15 protein-coding genes are annotated in these 16,842 nt (G+C 71.4%); 7 read left to right on the forward strand and 8 right to left on the reverse strand.

The genetic code is table 11. The features are described 5' to 3' along the window. Positions 1 to 22 precede the first annotated feature (22 nt). The gene (locus SMD20_RS07435) at positions 23 to 2,878 is read right to left on the reverse strand and encodes an AfsR/SARP family transcriptional regulator (RefSeq protein WP_329576718.1); all 2,856 of its coding nucleotides are present in this window, start codon (positions 2,876 to 2,878) and stop codon (positions 23 to 25) included. A 189-nt stretch (positions 2,879 to 3,067) separates the two neighbouring features. On the opposite strand from SMD20_RS07435, the gene SMD20_RS07440 reads away from it, so the two are divergent. Beyond that, entirely contained in the window at positions 3,068 to 3,991 is a 924-nt protein-coding gene (locus tag SMD20_RS07440) for a M23 family metallopeptidase (protein ID WP_329576720.1), read from the forward strand. Positions 3,992 to 4,095: 104 nt separating this feature from the next. Beyond that, positions 4,096 to 5,553, forward strand: a complete 1,458-nt coding sequence (locus tag SMD20_RS07445) for an N-acetylmuramoyl-L-alanine amidase (protein WP_329576723.1) — start codon at positions 4,096 to 4,098, stop codon at positions 5,551 to 5,553. A gap of 7 nt (positions 5,554 to 5,560) precedes the next feature. Here the strand turns inward: SMD20_RS07445 and SMD20_RS07450 are convergent, their stop codons facing one another. Both SMD20_RS07450 and SMD20_RS07455 read right to left on the reverse strand, forming a co-directional pair. Further along, positions 5,561 to 6,436 (reverse strand): alpha/beta hydrolase, encoded by an 876-nt coding sequence (locus SMD20_RS07450; RefSeq protein WP_442942589.1) that lies wholly within the window; start codon positions 6,434 to 6,436, stop codon positions 5,561 to 5,563. A gap of 121 nt (positions 6,437 to 6,557) precedes the next feature. Beyond that, a complete protein-coding gene (locus SMD20_RS07455; RefSeq protein ID WP_329576729.1) occupies positions 6,558 to 6,806 on the reverse strand; it encodes a hypothetical protein in 249 nt (82 codons plus the stop codon). A 109-nt stretch (positions 6,807 to 6,915) separates the two neighbouring features. Between SMD20_RS07455 and SMD20_RS07460 the strand changes: the two genes are divergently transcribed. The 4 genes from SMD20_RS07460 to SMD20_RS07475 are packed head-to-tail and all read left to right on the forward strand — an operon-like array spanning position 6,916 to position 11,201. Then, positions 6,916 to 7,941 (forward strand): ABC transporter permease, encoded by a 1,026-nt coding sequence (locus SMD20_RS07460; protein ID WP_329576732.1) that lies wholly within the window; start codon positions 6,916 to 6,918, stop codon positions 7,939 to 7,941. Further along, a complete protein-coding gene (locus SMD20_RS07465; protein WP_329576735.1) occupies positions 7,938 to 8,813 on the forward strand; it encodes a carbohydrate ABC transporter permease in 876 nt (291 codons plus the stop codon). Before SMD20_RS07460 ends, SMD20_RS07465 begins: the two co-directional genes overlap by 4 nt. A gap of 46 nt (positions 8,814 to 8,859) precedes the next feature. After that, positions 8,860 to 10,497 (forward strand): ABC transporter substrate-binding protein, encoded by a 1,638-nt coding sequence (locus SMD20_RS07470; protein WP_329576736.1) that lies wholly within the window; start codon positions 8,860 to 8,862, stop codon positions 10,495 to 10,497. 5 nt (positions 10,498 to 10,502) lie between these two features. After that, a complete protein-coding gene (locus SMD20_RS07475) occupies positions 10,503 to 11,201 on the forward strand; it encodes a hypothetical protein (protein WP_329576739.1) in 699 nt (232 codons plus the stop codon). Positions 11,202 to 11,204: 3 nt separating this feature from the next. Here SMD20_RS07475 and SMD20_RS07480 read toward each other — a convergent pair whose 3' ends face one another. Beyond that, on the reverse strand, positions 11,205 to 13,223 hold the full coding sequence (locus SMD20_RS07480) for an alpha-glucuronidase (RefSeq protein WP_329576740.1): 2,019 nt from the start codon (positions 13,221 to 13,223) through the stop codon (positions 11,205 to 11,207). A 125-nt stretch (positions 13,224 to 13,348) separates the two neighbouring features. On the opposite strand from SMD20_RS07480, the gene SMD20_RS07485 reads away from it, so the two are divergent. Beyond that, on the forward strand, positions 13,349 to 14,248 hold the full coding sequence (locus SMD20_RS07485) for a sugar nucleotide-binding protein (RefSeq protein ID WP_329576743.1): 900 nt from the start codon (positions 13,349 to 13,351) through the stop codon (positions 14,246 to 14,248). Here SMD20_RS07485 and SMD20_RS07490 read toward each other — a convergent pair. From SMD20_RS07490 to SMD20_RS07505, 4 genes are read right to left on the reverse strand one after another with little or no spacing between them, the layout of a single operon-like run. After that, positions 14,215 to 14,400 (reverse strand): hypothetical protein, encoded by a 186-nt coding sequence (locus SMD20_RS07490; protein ID WP_329576745.1) that lies wholly within the window; start codon positions 14,398 to 14,400, stop codon positions 14,215 to 14,217. The two genes, SMD20_RS07485 and SMD20_RS07490, sit on opposite strands and share 34 nt — an antisense overlap. Further along, positions 14,397 to 14,630 (reverse strand): hypothetical protein, encoded by a 234-nt coding sequence (locus SMD20_RS07495; protein WP_329576748.1) that lies wholly within the window; start codon positions 14,628 to 14,630, stop codon positions 14,397 to 14,399. Before SMD20_RS07495 ends, SMD20_RS07490 begins: the two co-directional genes overlap by 4 nt. After that, positions 14,631 to 15,383, reverse strand: a complete 753-nt coding sequence (locus tag SMD20_RS07500) for a hypothetical protein (protein ID WP_329576751.1) — start codon at positions 15,381 to 15,383, stop codon at positions 14,631 to 14,633. It lies immediately after the preceding gene. Next, positions 15,380 to 16,840, reverse strand: a complete 1,461-nt coding sequence (locus SMD20_RS07505; RefSeq protein WP_329576754.1) for a PrsW family intramembrane metalloprotease — start codon at positions 16,838 to 16,840, stop codon at positions 15,380 to 15,382. The genes SMD20_RS07500 and SMD20_RS07505 overlap by 4 nt, the downstream gene beginning before the upstream one ends. Between the last annotated feature and the right edge of the window lie 2 nt (positions 16,841 to 16,842).

The raw sequence follows: 16,842 nt of genomic DNA on the forward strand, positions 1-16,842 counted from the left end.
GGGCGGCGCTGCCGGATCTCTGTCAGCCCGCTGCCGGGGCGCCCGCGCGGAGCTGGCTGCGCAGGTCCACGGCGCGGTGCAGGTAGTGGGCGGCCAGCATGGGCCGCCCGGCCGCCCGGTAGAGCTCGCCGAGCGCCTGGAAGGCGTCCGCCTCGCCGCTGCGGTCGCCGAGCTGCTGGAAGATCTCCAGCGAGCGTTGCAGCTCGGCCGAGCCATGCGAGCGGTCGCCGCGCGCCGCGTGCAGCCCGCCGAGGCTGCGCAGCGCGTACGCGCCGCAGTGCCGGTCGCCCAGCGTCTCGAAGATGTCCAGCGCCCGCCCCTGGAACCGCATCGCCTCGTCGGGCTCGGCGGCGAGCGTGTGCAGGCGGCCGAACTGCATGGACACGCAGCCCTCGCGATGGTCGTCGCCCAGCTCGCCGGCCAGCCGCAGCGCCTCGCCGAGCCAGCGGGACGCCTGCCCGAGGTCCTGCAGCGACAGGTGGACGCGGCCGATCGCCTGCCGCGCGTACGCCTCCCCGTCGGCGTCGCCCTCGGCCAGGAACATGGCCAGCGCGTGCCGGAACCGGCCGAGCGCCCGCCGGTGCCGGCCGGAGAACTCGTCGGCGGCGCCCAGCCCGCAGATCGAGATCGCCTCGCCGCGGGCGTCCCCCAGCTCACGGAAGATCACCCGGGCGCGGCGCAGCATGCCGGCCGCCTCGGCGTAGCGGTCCTGATAGATGCTGACCTGGGCGAGGCCGCGCAGCATGGCGGCCTCGCCGCGCCGGTCGCCGGCGGCAGTGGCGCTGTCCAGCGCGACCTGGTGGGTGAGCCGCCACTCCTCCAGGCGGCAGTGCAGGTCGAAGTAGGGGACGAGGGTCGCGGCCAGCCCCCACGCCGCCTGCGCGGGGCCGTGGCTCGCGGCCAGCCGTACGGCCTCGACCAGCGCCTCCCGTTCGGCGTCGAACCAGGTGAGCGGGTCGGCGGTGAGGCGGCCCAGCAGCTCGTCGGCCGGGCGCCACCGGGGCGCGGCCCCGGCCGGCACGCTGAACAGCGTGGTCGGCAGGCGGGCCGCGGCGTGCTCGGCGGCGCTCGTCCAGCCGCCCAGCACCCGTGCCAGGGCCTGGCGTTCGGCGTCGCCGTCCGCGCGCTCGCGCGCGGTGCAGCGCACCAGGTCGGGCAGCCGGTAGCGGGGCTGGCCCAGGGGATCGGTGCCGACCAGGCGGAGCAGGCTGACGTCCACGAGCGTGTCCACGACGGCGTCGCTGCGGTGCCGGTCGAGCACGGCGTCGGCCACCCATCCGGGTACGGTCCCCGGCCCGAGCAGGCCGAGCGCGCGCAGGGTGAGGGCGGCCTCGCCGGGCAGGCGGCGGTAGCTGAGCTCGACGGAGGCGCGTACCTCCAGGTCGCCGGCGCGCAGCTCGTCCAGCCGGGTGTGCTCGTCGTCGAGCCGCCGCCGCAGCTCCTGCAGCGACCAGCCGGGACGGGCGGCCAGCCGCGCCCCGGCGACGCGGAGCGCCAGCGGGAGCCCCGCGCAGGCGGCCACGATCGTCCGCGCCGCCTCCGGCTCGGCCGCCACCCGGCCCGTCCCGGCGATCCTGGCCAGCAGCTCGCCGCCCTCGGCGGGGGTGAGCGCGTCCAGCTCCACCAGGACGGCGCCGGGTAACTCGGTGATGCGGCGGCGGCTGGTCACCAGGACGGCGCAGCCGCTGCCGGGTAACAGAGGGCGCACCTGGGCCGCGTCGGCGGCGTCGTCCAGGAGGACCAGTACGGGGCGGCCGGCGAGGAGGGAGCGGTAGAGCGTGGCGCGCTCGTGCGCGGAGGCGGGCAGCGCGCTCCCGGCCACGCCCAGCGCGCGCAGGGCCTCGGCCAGCAGGTCGGCGGGGGCGGCCGGGGTCTCGGCCGTGCCGCCCAGCGACAGGTGGAGCTGGCCCTCGGGGTAGGCGTCGCGGACGGCGTGCGCGCAGTGCACGGCCAGCGCGGTCTTCCCGATCCCGGGCGGCCCGGTGACCACGGCGACCGCCGGCGGCCCGGCCGGCGGCACGGAAACCGGTTCGGACAGGAGGCGGGTCAGGGCGGTCACGTCGGCGGCGCGGCCGGTGAAGTCGGGCACGTCGGCGGGGAGCTGGTGCGGCACGGGCGGCTGATAGCCGAGCCGGCCCGGCTCCTCGTCGGCGAGCACGGCCGCGTGGGCGTCACGCAGGTCCGGTCCCGGCTCGATGCCGAGGTCGTCCACGAGCTGCCGCCGGATCTCGGTGTAGGCGTGCAGCGCCTCCGCCCGCCGCCCGCCCCGGTGCAGCGCGACGATGAGCCGCTGCCACAGATCCTCCCGGTACGGGTGCTCGCCGATCAGCGCCCGCAGGTCGTCCGCGGCCGCCGCGTACTCCTCGCGGGCGAGTTTCGCCTCCGCGAGCTCCTCGGCGGCGGCGAGCCTGGCCTGCACCAGGGCGCGCAGCCGCCCGTCCCACATCGGGCTGGCGGGCAGGTCGGACAGCGGCGTGCCGCGCCACAGCGCCAGCGCGTCGCGCAGGTGCCCGGCCGCCTCCCGGGTGCGCCCGGCGGCCCGCGCCCGCTCCACGAGCTCCTCGAACAGCAGCATGTCGAGCTGCCCGGCCGCCAGCTCGACGGCGTACCCGGAGGGGTGGGTGACGATCCGGCCGCCGGCCGCGGCGACGGGGCCGCGCAGGGCGCTGACGTACGTCCGCAGGTTCGCCACCGCCGACGACGGCGCCCGCGCCGGCCACAGCACCTCGATGAGCGCGTCCGAGCCGACGATCTGGTTGGCCTCCAGCAGCAGCGAGGCCAGCAGCAGCCGGGGCTTGCGACCTGCGACGCGCAGCGTCTGGTCCGCCCTGCGGACCAGCAGGGGCCCCAGGACGCCGAAGTTCGGCTGGTCAACCACTACGAACGCACCTGCTCCTCCGATGGCGCCGGAGCGCCTGTACGTCGGGTCGTCGTTCATGCCGGTTCGGTCTTTATACCGATTTTGGAGGTTCCCTGTATGCCGTACCCGCAATCTTGGTCGCCAGCAGAAAGCGCAGCACCAGCTGATCCAGAAAGGATCCGTATGAGATCCACGCGGGTACTTACGGTGGGCTTTGTCCTGCTTGCCGGGCTCATCGGCGGCCAAACCGCCTCGGCCGCGCCGACCTCGGCATCGGACCCGAACGACCCGCCGAACCAGGTGAAGGTCCCGGAGGTGTCCACCCTGGCCGCGCCGAGCTTCCAGCTTCCGTTCCCCTGCGGCCAGTCGTGGACCGGCAACTCCAGCAACAGCAGCGCCCACCAGTCCTACGAGATCGACTTCAACCGCGGCAGCACCGCGGACGCCGACCTCGGCGACACCGTCGTGGCCGCCGCGGCCGGCACCGTCGTGATCTCGGCCCACCAGGGCTCCGTCAACGGCTACGGCAACCTGGTCAAGATCGACCACGGCGGCGGCTGGACGTCGTACTACGCCCACCTGAACGTGCGCTCGGTCAGCGCCGGCGCCCAGGTGACGCAGGGCCAGAAGATCGGCACCGTGGGCAACACCAGCAAGCCCGGCAACAACATCAGCCCCCACCTGCACTACGAGGTCCGCGAGGGCGACGGCTACCCCGGCAACATCCGCAAGGCCGTCTTCGGCGGGACCACCTTCGGCTACCCGACCCAGACCCTGACTTCCAAGAACTCCTGCTCCGGCAGCACCAACCCGCACACCCCCGAGGAGGTCTGCGGCTCCGGCTACAAGGTGATCGACTCGGCCGCGCTCGGCACGGCGGGCACCGTCTACCTGCTCTACAACTCCGGCAACGGTTACAACTGCGTGGCCACGCTGAAGAAGACCTCGCTCGGCACCGCCACCGCCGCCAGCGCCTACCTGGAGGTCCAGGGCAAGGCGCGGGTGACCGACAGCGGCAACTTCGCCTACTACGCCGGCCCGGTCCGCGCCGCGGCCGCCGACAAGTGCGTCAAGTGGGGCGGCAAGGCCGGCTCGTCCACCTACGACAGCCCCTTCGAGCACTGCGGCTGATCCCGGGAGCGATCCCGTGGCCGGCCCCCGGCCGGAGCGGCCGCCGCCCCCCTCCACACTCGCGGCGGCCGCTCCTTCCCCCCGAACCCGTTGAGGAGAACTCCGTGCAGTCCCGACTCCGCCGCCACGCCGCCGTGCTGCTGGCCGGCGCGCTGATCCCGCTCGCCGCGCCGCCTGTCACGGCGCACGCCGCCCCCGCCGCCCGTACGGCCACGGCGGGCGCGCTGGCCGCCGCGTTCGCCGGCGCCGCGGCCACGTACGAGGTGCCCCGCGACCTGCTGGTGGCCCTCGCCTACGCAGAGACCCACCTGGACGGGCACGACGGCGCGCCCAGCGCCAGCGGCGGCTACGGCGTGATGCACCTGGTCAGCAACCCCGCCAACCACTCGCTGGAGCGCGCGGCCACCCTGACGGGCAAGCCGGCCGCCACGCTGCGGAACGACGACGCGGCCAACATCGCGGGCGGCGCCGCCGTGCTCCGCGCGCACGCCGACGACCTCGGGCTGAGCGCCGCCGCCCGCAAGGACCCGGCCCAGTGGTACCAGGCGGTCGCCAGGTACGGCGGCGCCGCCTCGGCCGACGTCGCCCGCCTGTACGCCGACACCGTCTACGACCTGCTGGCCACCGGCGTCCGCGCCACCACGCCCGCCGGCGAGACGGTCACCGTGCCGGCCCGCGCCGTCCAGCCGCAGCGCGGCCCGTACGCCAAGGCCGAGGACCTCGACGCGCCCAACACCCTGGCCGCGGCCGTCGACTACCCCGGCGCGACCTGGGCCGCGGCGAACAGCGCCAACTACGCGGTCTCCAGCCGCCCGTCGAGCGACGCCATCGACCGCATCGTCATCCACGTCACGCAGGGCTCCTACGCCGGCACCATCTCCTGGTTCCAGAACCCCAGCGCCAAGGTCTCGTCCCACTACGTCGTCAAGTCCTCCAACGGCGCCATCACCCAGATGGTGCGCGAGAAGGACCGCGCCTTCCACGCCGGCGACTACAACCGCCGCTCGGTCGGCATCGAGCACGAGGGCTACGTCAGCGACGCCTCCTGGTTCACCGACGCGATGTACCGCGCCTCGGCGGCCCTGACCAGGAACATCGCCGACCGCTACGGCATCCCCAAGGACCGCACCCACATCGTCGGCCACAACGAGGTCCCCGGCGCCGACCACACCGACCCCGGCTCGAACTGGAACTGGTCGACGTACATGACGTACGTGACCGGCAGCACCACCCCGACGAACCCGCACACCCCCGAGGAGGTCTGCGGCTCCGGCTACAAGGTGATCGACTCGGCCGCGCTCGGCATGGCGGGCACCGTCTACCTGCTCTACAACTCCGGCAACGGCTACAACTGCGTGGCCACGCTGAAGAAGACCTCGCTCGGCACGGCCACCGCCACCAGCGCCTACCTGGAGGTTCAGGGCAAGGCGCGGGTGACCGACAGCGGCAACTTCGCCTACTACGCCGGCCCGGTCCGCGCCGCGGCCGCCGACAAGTGCGTCAAGTGGGGCGGCAAGGCCGGCTCGTCCACCTACGACAGCCCCTTCGAGCACTGCGGCTGAGCACCCGTCACGTCAGGCGGCCGCTCACCGCCTCGCTCACCATGGTCACGGCCGCCGCGCTGCCGGGCAGCACGTTGACCAGGGTGAAGAAGGCGTGCATCTGGCCCTCGAAGCGCCGGGACTCCACCGGCACCCCGGCCGCGCGCAGCCGCTCGGCGTACGCCTCGCCCTCGTCGCGCAGCACGTCGTGCTCGGCGGTCAGGACGACCGCGGGCGGCAGCCCGGACAGGTCGGCGGCGCGCAGCGGCGAGGCGTCCGGGTTGGCGCGGTCGGCGGGGTCGGGCGCGTAGTGGTCCCAGAACCACACCATCGAGTCGCGGCTCAGCATGAGCTGGTTCGCCGGGTCGGTGTAGGAGCCGTTGTCCAGGTCGCAGTCCGTCACCGGATAGACCAGCACCTGCAGCAGGATCTCCGGCCCGCCCTCGTCACGGGCGCGCTGGGCGGTCACCGCGGCCAGGTTGCCGCCCGCGCTGTCCCCGGCCACCACGATCGGCAGGCCGGGGAACGCAGCCGCGGCCCAGGTCAGGGCCGCGTAGGCGTCGCGGGCCGCCGTGGGGTAGCGGTGCTCGGGGGCCAGCCGGTAGTCCACCAGCGCGACCGTGCAGCCGGTGCGGGCGGCGAGCTGCCGGCCCAGGGTGTCGAACTCGTCGATGCCGCCGATCACCCAGCCGCCGCCGTGGTAGTAGAGGAGCACGCCGCGCGGCGTCTCCGACGGGACCAGGACGCGCGCGCCGAACGAGCCGCCGTCCTCGCCGTCGATAACCACCTCCTCGACGCGCACCATCTCCGGGCCGGGGCCGTAGAGGTCGCGGAGCGCGGCGAACGTGAGGCGCGCCTCGTCCGGCGTCATCTCGTGCAGCGGTTTGACCCCGGTGTCGCCCATCTGCAGCAGGAACTGGGTCGTCGCCTCGTCAAGGGCCATGGACGCACCTCACTGCGGGGGCCGGGGGCGGTGGGGGACACCCGTGAACGCCTCCCCAACGTAAGGTCCGGGCCCCGCCGCGTCAACGGACGGTGCCCGTCCGTTTTCCCGGCCCGCTGAACCGTTCACCCGGCCCGCCCGTGACGTCCTCCGGCGCGGGCCGATCGCCGTCCGGTCCGCCGGCCCGCCCGGCCGCCACCTGACCCGGACGGCAATTTGTCACGGAGCACACCGGCCGTTGTTTCCGGAAACTTTCCGGCAAATTGCTGTCATCGGTGATCCCTATTGGCGCGTTGACCCGCGTGAACGTCAACAACTCGCGCAGCAACATAGCAGCCTTCCACCCTCTTGACACGCGTCAAGCGGGCCCCTAAGTTGCCGCAATATTAACGGATCTTCGCGAAAGTTTCGGTTGGTGACATGACGGCCGGAAGGATGGCATGAGGGGTCAGGAACCATTCGACGACACCGGCCCGACTTCGGTGCTGGTCCAGAAGGCTGAGACCGCTTTTCCCGACCCCACTGGGAAAACGCTTCCCAACCGTCGGGAAGCCCGCGCCCGGACGGGCTCCTGGCGGCGCGCGCTCGGCCGTGACTGGCAGCTCTACACGCTGGCGGTGCTGCCCCTGGCGTTCTTCGTGATCTTCCGGTACGTGCCGATGCTCGGCAACATCATCGCCTTCCGCAAGTACGAGCCGGGCGGCAGCCTGTTCGGCGAGACCTGGGTGGGCCTTCGCTACGTGAAGATGTTCCTCGCCGACCCCTCGTTCTGGAACGTCTTCACCAACACCCTCGTCCTCGGCGCGCTCACCCTGCTGTTCTGCTTCCCGCTGCCGATCGTGCTGGCGCTGCTGCTCAACGAGGTGCGCAACGCCAAGGTCAAGCGTTTCCTGCAGTCGGTGTCGTACCTGCCGCACTTCCTGTCGGTGGTGATCGTGGCCGGTCTGGTCATGCAGCTCGTGGCCATCGACGGGCCGGTGAACCAGCTCGTCAAGGCCCTCGGCGGCGAGCCGACCGCGTTCATCCAGAAACCGGAGTGGTTCCGTACGATCTTCGTCTCCTCGGAGGTCTGGCAGACGGTCGGCTGGGGGACCATCCTCTACCTGGCCGCGCTGACCACCATCGACGAGCAGCTCTACGAGGCCGCGCGCATGGACGGCGCCGGGCGGTGGCGGCAGATCTGGCACGTCACCCTGCCCGGCATCCGGCCCACGGCCGTCACGCTGCTGATTCTCAACATCGGCACCTTCATGACCATCGGCTTCGAGAAGGTGCTGCTGCTGTACAACCCGCTGACCTACCCGACCGCCGACGTCATCACCACGTTCCTGTACCGGATGGGCGTGGAGTCCAGCAACCTCAGTTACGCCGCGGCGATCGGCCTGTTCGAGGCGCTGGTCGGCGTGGTGCTGATCGTGTCGGCGAACCTGATCTCCCGCCGAGCAGTAGGGACGAGCCTGTGGTGACCTTGGACCGTACCCGCGGCTACCGCGTCTTCCAGGGGATCAACGCCGTCATCCTGACCGGCGTGGTGATCGTGACGCTGTACCCGTTCGTCAACATCGTGGCGCGCTCGTTCAGCGAGGAGCGCTACATCGTGGGGGGCCAGGTCAACCTCGTCCCGCGCGGGTTCAACATCGAGACGTACAAGCTGGTCGTGTCGGACCCGATGTTCTGGACGAACTACCGCAACACGGTGATCTACACGGTCGTGGCGACCACGATCGCGATGTTCCTCACGACCTGCTACGCGTACGTGCTGTCGAAGAAGCACCTGAAGGGCCGCACCTTCCTCATCTGGATCGCGGTCTTCACCATGATCTTCTCCGGCGGCCTGATCCCGAACTACGTGCTGGTCAACAGCCTCGGCCTGACCGACACGATCTGGTCCGTCGTCCTGCCGAACGCCATCAGCGTCTTCAACCTCCTGGTCATGAAGACGTTCTTCGAGGGCCTGCCGCGGGACCTGGAGGAGGCCGCCGCCATCGACGGCCTCAACACCTACGGCGTCCTGTGGCGGATCGTGCTGCCGCTGTCCAAGGCGGTCATCGCGACCATGGTGCTGTTCTACGCGGTCTCGTTCTGGAACTCCTGGTTCACGGCGTTCCTCTACCTCAACGACGGCGACCTGTTCCCGGTGACCATCTACCTGCGCAACCTCATCGCCGGCGCGACCGGCGCGGAGGCCGCGGGCGCGGGGATCGCCGAGGCGTCGGCCGCCGCGGCCAACATCCAGGCCGTGACGATCATGCTCACCGTGCTGCCGATCCTGGCGGTCTACCCCTTCGTCCAGAGGTACTTCGTCTCCGGCGTCATGCTCGGCGCCGTCAAGGGCTGAGGTCTGTCTCCACAACGTCCCTCCGTCACCAAAGGAAGCTCCCCCCATGCGCGACATCTCACGGCGTCAGGCGATCATCGGACTGGGCGCGTTCACGTTCGTGCTCGCCGGCTGCGGCGAGGACGAGACTCCGAAGAAGGCCGCCGACGTGTCAGGCAACAGGGCCGCCGCGATGGCCAACTACGGCGTCAACCAGCAGTTCAAGGCGACCGAGCCGGTCTCGTTCGACGTGCTCTACAACAACCACTCGTTCTATCCGAACAAGAACGACTGGCTGCTCTGGCAGGAGCTCACCAAGCGCACGAACGTGACGCTGAAGCCGGTGGAGGTGCCGCTCAGCGACTACGAGAAGAAGCGCGGCCTGCTCGTGGGCTCCGGCCAGGCCCCGCTCATCATCCCGAAGACCTACCACCCGCAGGAGGAGGCGTTCGTCTCCTCGGGCGCGATCCTGCCGGTCAGCGACTACTTCGATCTCATGCCCAACCTCAAGGACAAGATCGCCAAGTGGAACATGGGCCCCGACCTGGACACCCTGCGCCAGGCCGACGGCCGCATCTACCTGCTGCCGGGCCTGCACGAGGAGGTCTGGGTCGACTACTCGCTGGCCGTCAGGACCGACATCCTGGAGAAGCTGAAGCTGGAGGTCCCCAAGACCTGGGACGACCTCTACACGGTGCTGAAGGCGATGAAGGCGGAGTATCCCGACCTCTACCCGATGACCGACCGCTGGGGCGTGCCGACGCCGGGCGGCAACCTGCTCAAGCTCGTCGCCCAGGCGTACGGCACCAAGGGCGGCTGGGAGTACCAGCACGCGACCTTCGACACCGCGAGCGGCAAGTTCGTCTACACGGGCGCGATGCCGCAGTACAAGCAGATGATCGAGTACCTCGCCAAGCTGGTGAAGGAGAAGCTGCTCGACCCGGAGAGCTTCACCCAGCAGGACGAGCAGGCCAAGCAGAAGTTCAACTCCGGCAAGTCGTTCGTCATCAGCACCAACGCTCAGACGATCATCAACGACTACCGGCCGACGCTGACCAAGCTCGTCCCCGACGCCAAGATCGCCAAGATTCCGGTGCCGATGGGCCCGGTCGGTGAGTACAAGATCGGCACCCGGCTGGAGAACGGCGTCATGATCTCCAAGAAGGCGCTGGAGAACAAGAACTTCGTCGCCATGATGCAGTTCATCGACTGGCTCTGGTACTCCGACCAGGGCGAGGAGTTCGCCAAGTGGGGCGTCGAGGGCGTCACGTACACCAAGGACGGGTCCGGGGCGTACCAGCTGGCCAAGGACATCGACTTCGTCGGGCTCAACCCCGGCGCGCCCAAGCACCTGCAGAAGGACTTCGGCTTCTCCAACGGCGTGTTCGCCTACGGCGGCACCACCGCGCTGCTCAACTCCACCTTCTCGCAGGAGGAGCTGGAGTTCCAGAAGGTGATGAACGCCCGCAAGGCGTGGCCGATCGAGCCGCCGCACCCGTTCAACGAGGAGGAGCGCGAGCAGGCGACGCTCTGGGAGACCCCGCTGAAGGACTACGTCACCCAGCAGACGCTCAAGTTCATCCTCGGCGAGCGCGACCTCGGCGAGTGGGACGCCTACGTCAAGGAGCTGGAGGGCAAGAACATGGCCTCCTACGTGAACCTGGTCAACACCGCCTACGACCGTTTCAAGAAGGAGCACGGCTGAGCGCCATGAGCACCCGGACCGGGGGAGCGGCGGCCGGATCGCGCTTCGGAGAGGGGCCGCTCTCCCGCGCCGCCGCGCTGATCTACACCCTGATGGTCGTCGAGGCCATGTTCCTGCTCGCCGTCGCGCCGGGCCTGGCCGCGCTGACCCTGCTCGGCGGCGACGCCAGTAACGTGCCGCTGGTGGCGCTCTGCGCGCTGCCGCTCGGCCCCGCGCTGTCGGCCGCCCTGTACGCGCTGCGCCGGCGCAGCCGGGACCTCGCCGACCTGCGCCCGGCGGCGGCGTTCTGGCGCGGCTACCGGGCCAACGCCGCCGGGGCGCTGAAGATCTGGGCGCCCTGGCTGGCGGGCGTTGCGGTCGTCGGCACCACCCTGGCCAACTTCGGCGCGGCCGGGGTGCCCGGCTGGTGGGCCGGGCTGCTGGTGCTCGTCGCGCTCGGCGGGCTGCTCTGGGCCGGCAACGCGCTGGTGATCACCTCGCTGTTCGCCTTCCGCGCGGTGGACGTGGCCCGCCTGGCCTCCTACTTCCTGCTGCGCCATCCGAAGGCGGCCCTGGCGAACACGTCCCTGCTGGTCGTGGCCGCCGGCCCCACCATGATCGGCACCGAGCTGCTGACGGCGCTGCTGGCCTCGGCGTTCGCCGCCGCGCTGCTCAGGAACAGCCGGCCGGTGATCGCCGAGGTCGAGGAGTGGTTCACCGCCTGAACGTCAGTGGATGCGCCGGCCGCGCGCGTCCGGCACGCCCGACTTGCGGAAGAAGTAGGTGTTGACCTGGTCGCGCCACTCCTCGGCGGAGCGCTGCTGCTCGGCCAGCAGCTCCGCGACGCGGGCGTGGTACGCCGGGTCCACCAGCCCCGAGCCGTCCAGCTTGTCCCAGTGCGCCCGCATGGCTGACACCTCCTCGACCCCGGCGAAGTGCGTGTCGTAGATGTGCTGGATCACCGTCGAGCCGCCGCGCAGCACGTGCCCGTACGGGACGTGGTGGAAGAAGAGCAGCAGCTCGTCCGGGCACCGCTCCAGCGACTCGTACACGTCGGCCCACGGCCGCGGGTACTGGCCGGTGAAGCCGGTGCCCGTGGCCCGGGTGCGGTCCACGCCGACGCCGTCGCGGTCGGCGAAGTGGTAGGTGCCCCACGGGGTGTACTCGTAGCCGTCCACGTCCGGGCCGTAGTGGTGGCCGGGGCGGACCATGAAGCCGACGCCCAGCGGGGCGGTGTAGCGCTCGTACGTCCGCCACGACCCGTCCATGATCGCGTGCAGCGTGCCGCGCAGCTCGGCCGCGGTTCCGGGGAACGTCAGGTCCGCCCACTCGTCGAGGATCGCGGCCGGGTCAAGGCGGGGGTCCCAGGCGAGCCGGCCGAAGGCGTACAGGTTGGCCTGGGCCAGGGGATGGCCGGTCCAGTAGGGGTCGTCGCCCGCGTTGGAGACGGCGACCAGCCCGCCTCCGTCCACGGCCACGTCCGCGACGGTGCGGCCCTCCTCGCCCCACGGGCGGAAGGCCAGCAGCTCGCTCCACATCGGCGCCAGGTAGCACACGTGCCGCTGCTGGCCGGTGTACTCCTGCGTCGCCTGGAGCTCCACGGCCAGCTTCGTGGCCGGCATGGCGGCGATCACCGGCGAGATCGGCTCGCGCGGCTGGAAGTCCATGGGGCCGTGCTTGACCTGGAGGATCACGTTCTCCGCGAAGTGCCCGTCGAGCGGGGCGAAGTGGTCGCAGGCGGCGCGGGCGCGGTCGGTGGAGCGGTCACGCCAGTCCTGCCGGTGGTTGTAGACGAACGCCCGCCAGTGCACCACCCCGCCGTGCGGGGCCAGCGCGGCGGCGAGGGCGTCCGCTCCCTCGGCGTGGCTGCGCCCGTACGCGAACGGCCCCGGCTGCCCCTCGGAGTCGGCCTTGACCACGAACCCACCGAAGTCCGGCACCGCCGCGTACACCCGGTCGGCGGCGTCCGCCCACCACCGGCGCACCTCCTCGTCCAAAGGATCGGCGGTGGGCAGGCCGCCGAGGACGACGGGGGAGGCGAAACCGACCGACACGTGCGCGCGGATCCCGTACGGGCGCAGCTCGGCGGCGATCGCCGCAACCTCGTCGAGGCGGTCGGTCAGCAGGCGGGCCTCGGCGGCGTGCACGTTCACGTTGTTGATCGCGACCGCGTTGATCCCGGCGGCGGCCAGCAAGCGGGCGTAGGCGCGCACCCGCCTCAGGTCCTCACGCAGCTCCCCGTCGCGCCAGAACAGCGAGCCGCCCGCGTAGCCGCGCTCGACCTGGCCCATCACGGGGTGCACGGCGATGTTGTCCCAGTGGTCGAGCATGCGCCGGGCCGCGGCGGGCGCGTGCCGCTCGACCGGCAGGTCCCCGGGCGCGAAGGCCGCCTCGCCCAGGCGTACCAGGTGGAACAGCCCGTACAGCAGCCCGGCGGGGGCGTCGGCGACGACGACGGTGACGCCGTCGCGGCGGGCCAGGGCGTACCCCTCCGCGCCGGTGGGCCCGGCCTCGGCGGCGACCGCCCGCGCCGGCTCCGGCAGGCCGTCCGCGCCGCTCAGGGCGAGCACACAGCCGCCGGGCCGTGCTCCGCCGCCGTGCCGGGCCGTCGCCGCCGCCACCTCCTCGCGGACCGTGTCCACCAGCGCACCCTCGCCCAGCACGAGGACCTGGCGCGAGCCGATCGCCAGGAACGCCTCCGGCGGCAGCCACGCCGGATGCACATCGGTCAGCTGAGGAACGGTCACGGGACTCCTCCGGATGACGAACACGTTGATCAGTCCGAATCTACCGAAAGGGGATCATCGCGGCAGTAGTCTGCCGACGTGGGCACGTCCGCCCGCAAGTCACCGGCTGATCCAGGGGGCCGCGCGTGAGGGTCACCATCGTCGGCGGCGGCGGGTTCCTCGGCGGCGAGCTCGTCCGGCAGGCCGCGGCGGCCGGCCACCGGGTGGCCGCCACCTGCTTCAGCCGTCCCGGGCGAGCGGCGGCGGCCGAGTGGCGGCCGCTCGACGTCCGCGACCGGGACGCCGTGGCCGCCGTGCTCGCGGCGCTGCGCCCCGACGTCGTCGTCAACGCCGCCTACCGGCAGGACGACTGGGCCACGACGGCGGCCGGCGCCGCCCACGTGGCGCTCGCCTGCGCCGCGCAGGGGGCCCGCCTGGTCCACGTGTCGAGCGACGCCGTCTTCTCGGGCAGGGCGGTCACCTACGCCGAGGACGCCGAGCCCGACCCGATCTCCCCGTACGGCGCGGCCAAGGCGGCGGCCGAGGTGGCCGTGCGGGCCATCGACCCGGCGGCGGCGGTCGTCCGCACCTCCCTGATCATCGGCGACGGCGGCTCGCCCCAGGAGGCCCGGGTGCACGCGCTGGCCACGGGCCGGGCGGACGGTGTGCTGTTCACCGACGACGTACGCTGCCCCGTGCACGTCCGCGACCTCGCCGCGGCCCTGCTGGAGCTGGCCGCGTCCGGGCCCGCCGGCGTCCACCATGTGGCCGGCCCCGACGCGGTGAGCCGCCACGAACTCGGCTGCCTGATCGCCCGCCGCGACGGGCTCGACCCGGCCCGGCTGCCGACCGGCCTGCGCGCCGGGTCGGGCGTCCCCGGTCCCGCCGACGTACGCCTCGACTGCACGGCGACCCGGCGACGACTGCGCACCAGACTGCGCGGCGCCCGCGAGTTCCTCCGCGCGGGCGCTCCTGGTCCTTCGCCTGCCGGCACGACAGGCCTTCCCGGCAGTCAGCCGCCGGGCGCAGCCGCGACCCCGGATTGATTCGCCATCACTTCGATCGACGATGGCCGGTGCTTGATCCGGCCGCCCGCGATCTCGGACGCGGACACCATCACGGTGACGCCGTCTCCGCTGACGGCGCACTGTGGAGGCGCATCGTGGAGGCGCATCGGTCGCATGAGCAAGGTGGTCAACTGACGCTCATTCCGCGCGCCGGCCACTCATTCGTCTCGTCGAAAAGCGAGATGATCTTCCGGGAAGCCTTGAGGAAGTGGTAGTCGACCGCGCCTTCTTCCGGCCAGGCCCGGCATTCTCCCTTGTCGACGACGAGAGTCGAGGTCATCGCGGCTGAGTCGGCCCCGAAGACGTAGCGCACGCTCAGCGAGTCTTCGTGCACCTTCGAGAAGTAGACGATCGCCGCCATTCACCAGTCGCTTTCCATGTCTTCGCGGATGTTGAGAGGGACCTGGCTCTCCCAATGGTAGGTCTCGTTGGCTGCCGCGTGCGCCTCCTGGTAGGTGCAGCCGGGATGTTCACGCAGGTAGTTCAGCTCCGCCAGTTCGTGCTCAAGGAGGATGAAGTCCTCGGGCAGCGGCCTGCCGGACCGCAGACGGATCCAGGCGTCGGCGATCTCCGGGTCGGCGTCGAAGCTCCGGAGAACGATTTCCCCCGTCTCGCGGTCCTCGATGCGGTGTGCCGTCTCCATCAGATGCCGTTTGACATCCGAGATCTCCTTCTCCGTGAATCCGGACGAGCCGTTCATGCGCAGCACGTCCCGCGTGTTGGCACTGATCGCCGTGATGTCCCTGGAGTCGGCCAGGAAGGAGTCATATGCTTCCTTCGCCCATCTGGTCTGGGCCAAGTCGTCCAGAATGTCGCGTGGGCGGCGTCGTGCCCCCGTGAGCCACTCTTCGGCGGCGCCGGCACGATACAGCCTGAGGGCGTGCAGCGTGGTCGCGACGAGGGCGAGCGTGCTCGCGATGCCCGTGCCGACCGCGGGGATGGCCGGATCGCAGCCCAGCTCAGGCAGTTCGAAGGGATGGGAAGGATCGGCTTCGTAGGTGATCGTGCCACAGGCGGCCGAAGCGGGCGCGGCGTCCAGGAGCAGGAACATCATGACGCCCGCGGCTGCCGCGGCCAGCCATCCTGCGATCAGCGTGCACGGGGGCCTGGTCATACGGCCGCCTTCAGCCGCAGGATCTGGGCGTGCAACGTCTCCTCGTCAAGAGCGGACGGGTCCCTCTCACCGCGCAGGTGGTGCCAGCGCTCGGTGGCGAGCGAGAGCTGGGCCGCGTGCAGGCGCGACAGACGGTGGTAGGCGGTGACGCCGTGGCGCAGGCTTCCCGCGGCGCGCAGGGCGTCCACCTTGAGCCGGAAGCGCCGGGCGGGTGAGAGAAGCACCGCTGCTTCCTGGGCGTCGATCACGTCCTGGGCGGAGCGCGGCAGGTCCGCCAGCGCTTCGCGCAGGCCGCCCTCTTGACTGCGCAGCCCGCGGCGCAGGAGGAGCACGTACAGGACGACCAAAGGGCCCTGGAACAGCAGCAGCTGGGCGGGTGTCAGCACCAGGACGTCAACGGCGTCATCGGTGGTGAACCACGTGCGGGATTCCTTGGCGATGTAGTCCAGCATGGCGTTGTTGCAGAAGTGCGCGCTCGCCGCCGTGCAGAAACCGAGGGCGATCGTGATGATCTGCTGAGGGCGGCTGTGCAGTTGCCGGGCGATGCCGAAGGCCGCGCCGGTGATGGCGGTGAACGCGGTGTGCGCGGCCATGAGCCCGCACACCTGCCGGGCCCAGAAGTGGAAGCCGGCGCCCGACCCGTCGAAGGCGGCCATGTACGTGACGCTCTCGGCGAAGTTGAAGCCGAGCCCGGTCGCGGCGCCGACGACGATGCCGGAGACGACGGAGTCGAAGTGCCGCCGGTGGAGCAGGAAGAGGATGGCCACGCCCGCCCCCTTGCCGAGCTCCTCGAAGACGCCCGTGATCATGGGCAGGCCGATGTCCTTCAGGTGCGTCATGTCCAGGGGGTTCTCCGGGAGCGGGAAGTGCAGGGTGGAGAAGGACTTCCACCACTCGTTCATGGTCAGGCCGAAGCCGGTGGCGATGACCGCTCCCCATGCCAGGGCGGTCATCAGCAAGCGCACGGGCACCCGCCGGAAGCGCTGCATGTGGTGCACGAGCCACAAGGCGTACAGGGTCGGCGGCAGGCACAGGAGAAAGGCCAGCGCGTGGGCGCGCGGCCAGACGGCCACGTCGAGGAGGGACGGGATCTTCGAGGCCGGCAGCGCCAGCAGTGTCATCACGAGGGTTCTCCGGTATCGCCGTGCCACTCGCTCACGGCGGTGCGGCGGCACGTGGCGGGCCTTGGCGTACCGCAGATGTCCCACGGCGACGGCCGACAGCACCGCCAGCAGTGCCCAGCCGGGCAGGTACTGCCAGTAGACGAGCGAGGCGAGGAAGTTCGAGATCCTGGTCAGCTCCGGAATGCCTGCTTGTGCCACGTCGATCTGCGGCGGACGGATCTGATTGATCAGCATGGTCAGCGCGACTGCCACATGCAGCGAGACCAGGACGAGCAGCGCCAGGCGCTGCCGTGGGCAGGCGGGCAGAAGGCGAGTGCGCGCTTCCTCGGTCATGC

This window comes from Nonomuraea sp. LP-02, from assembly GCF_036289125.1.
Classification (GTDB): Bacteria; Actinomycetota; Actinomycetes; order Streptosporangiales; family Streptosporangiaceae; genus Nonomuraea; species Nonomuraea bangladeshensis.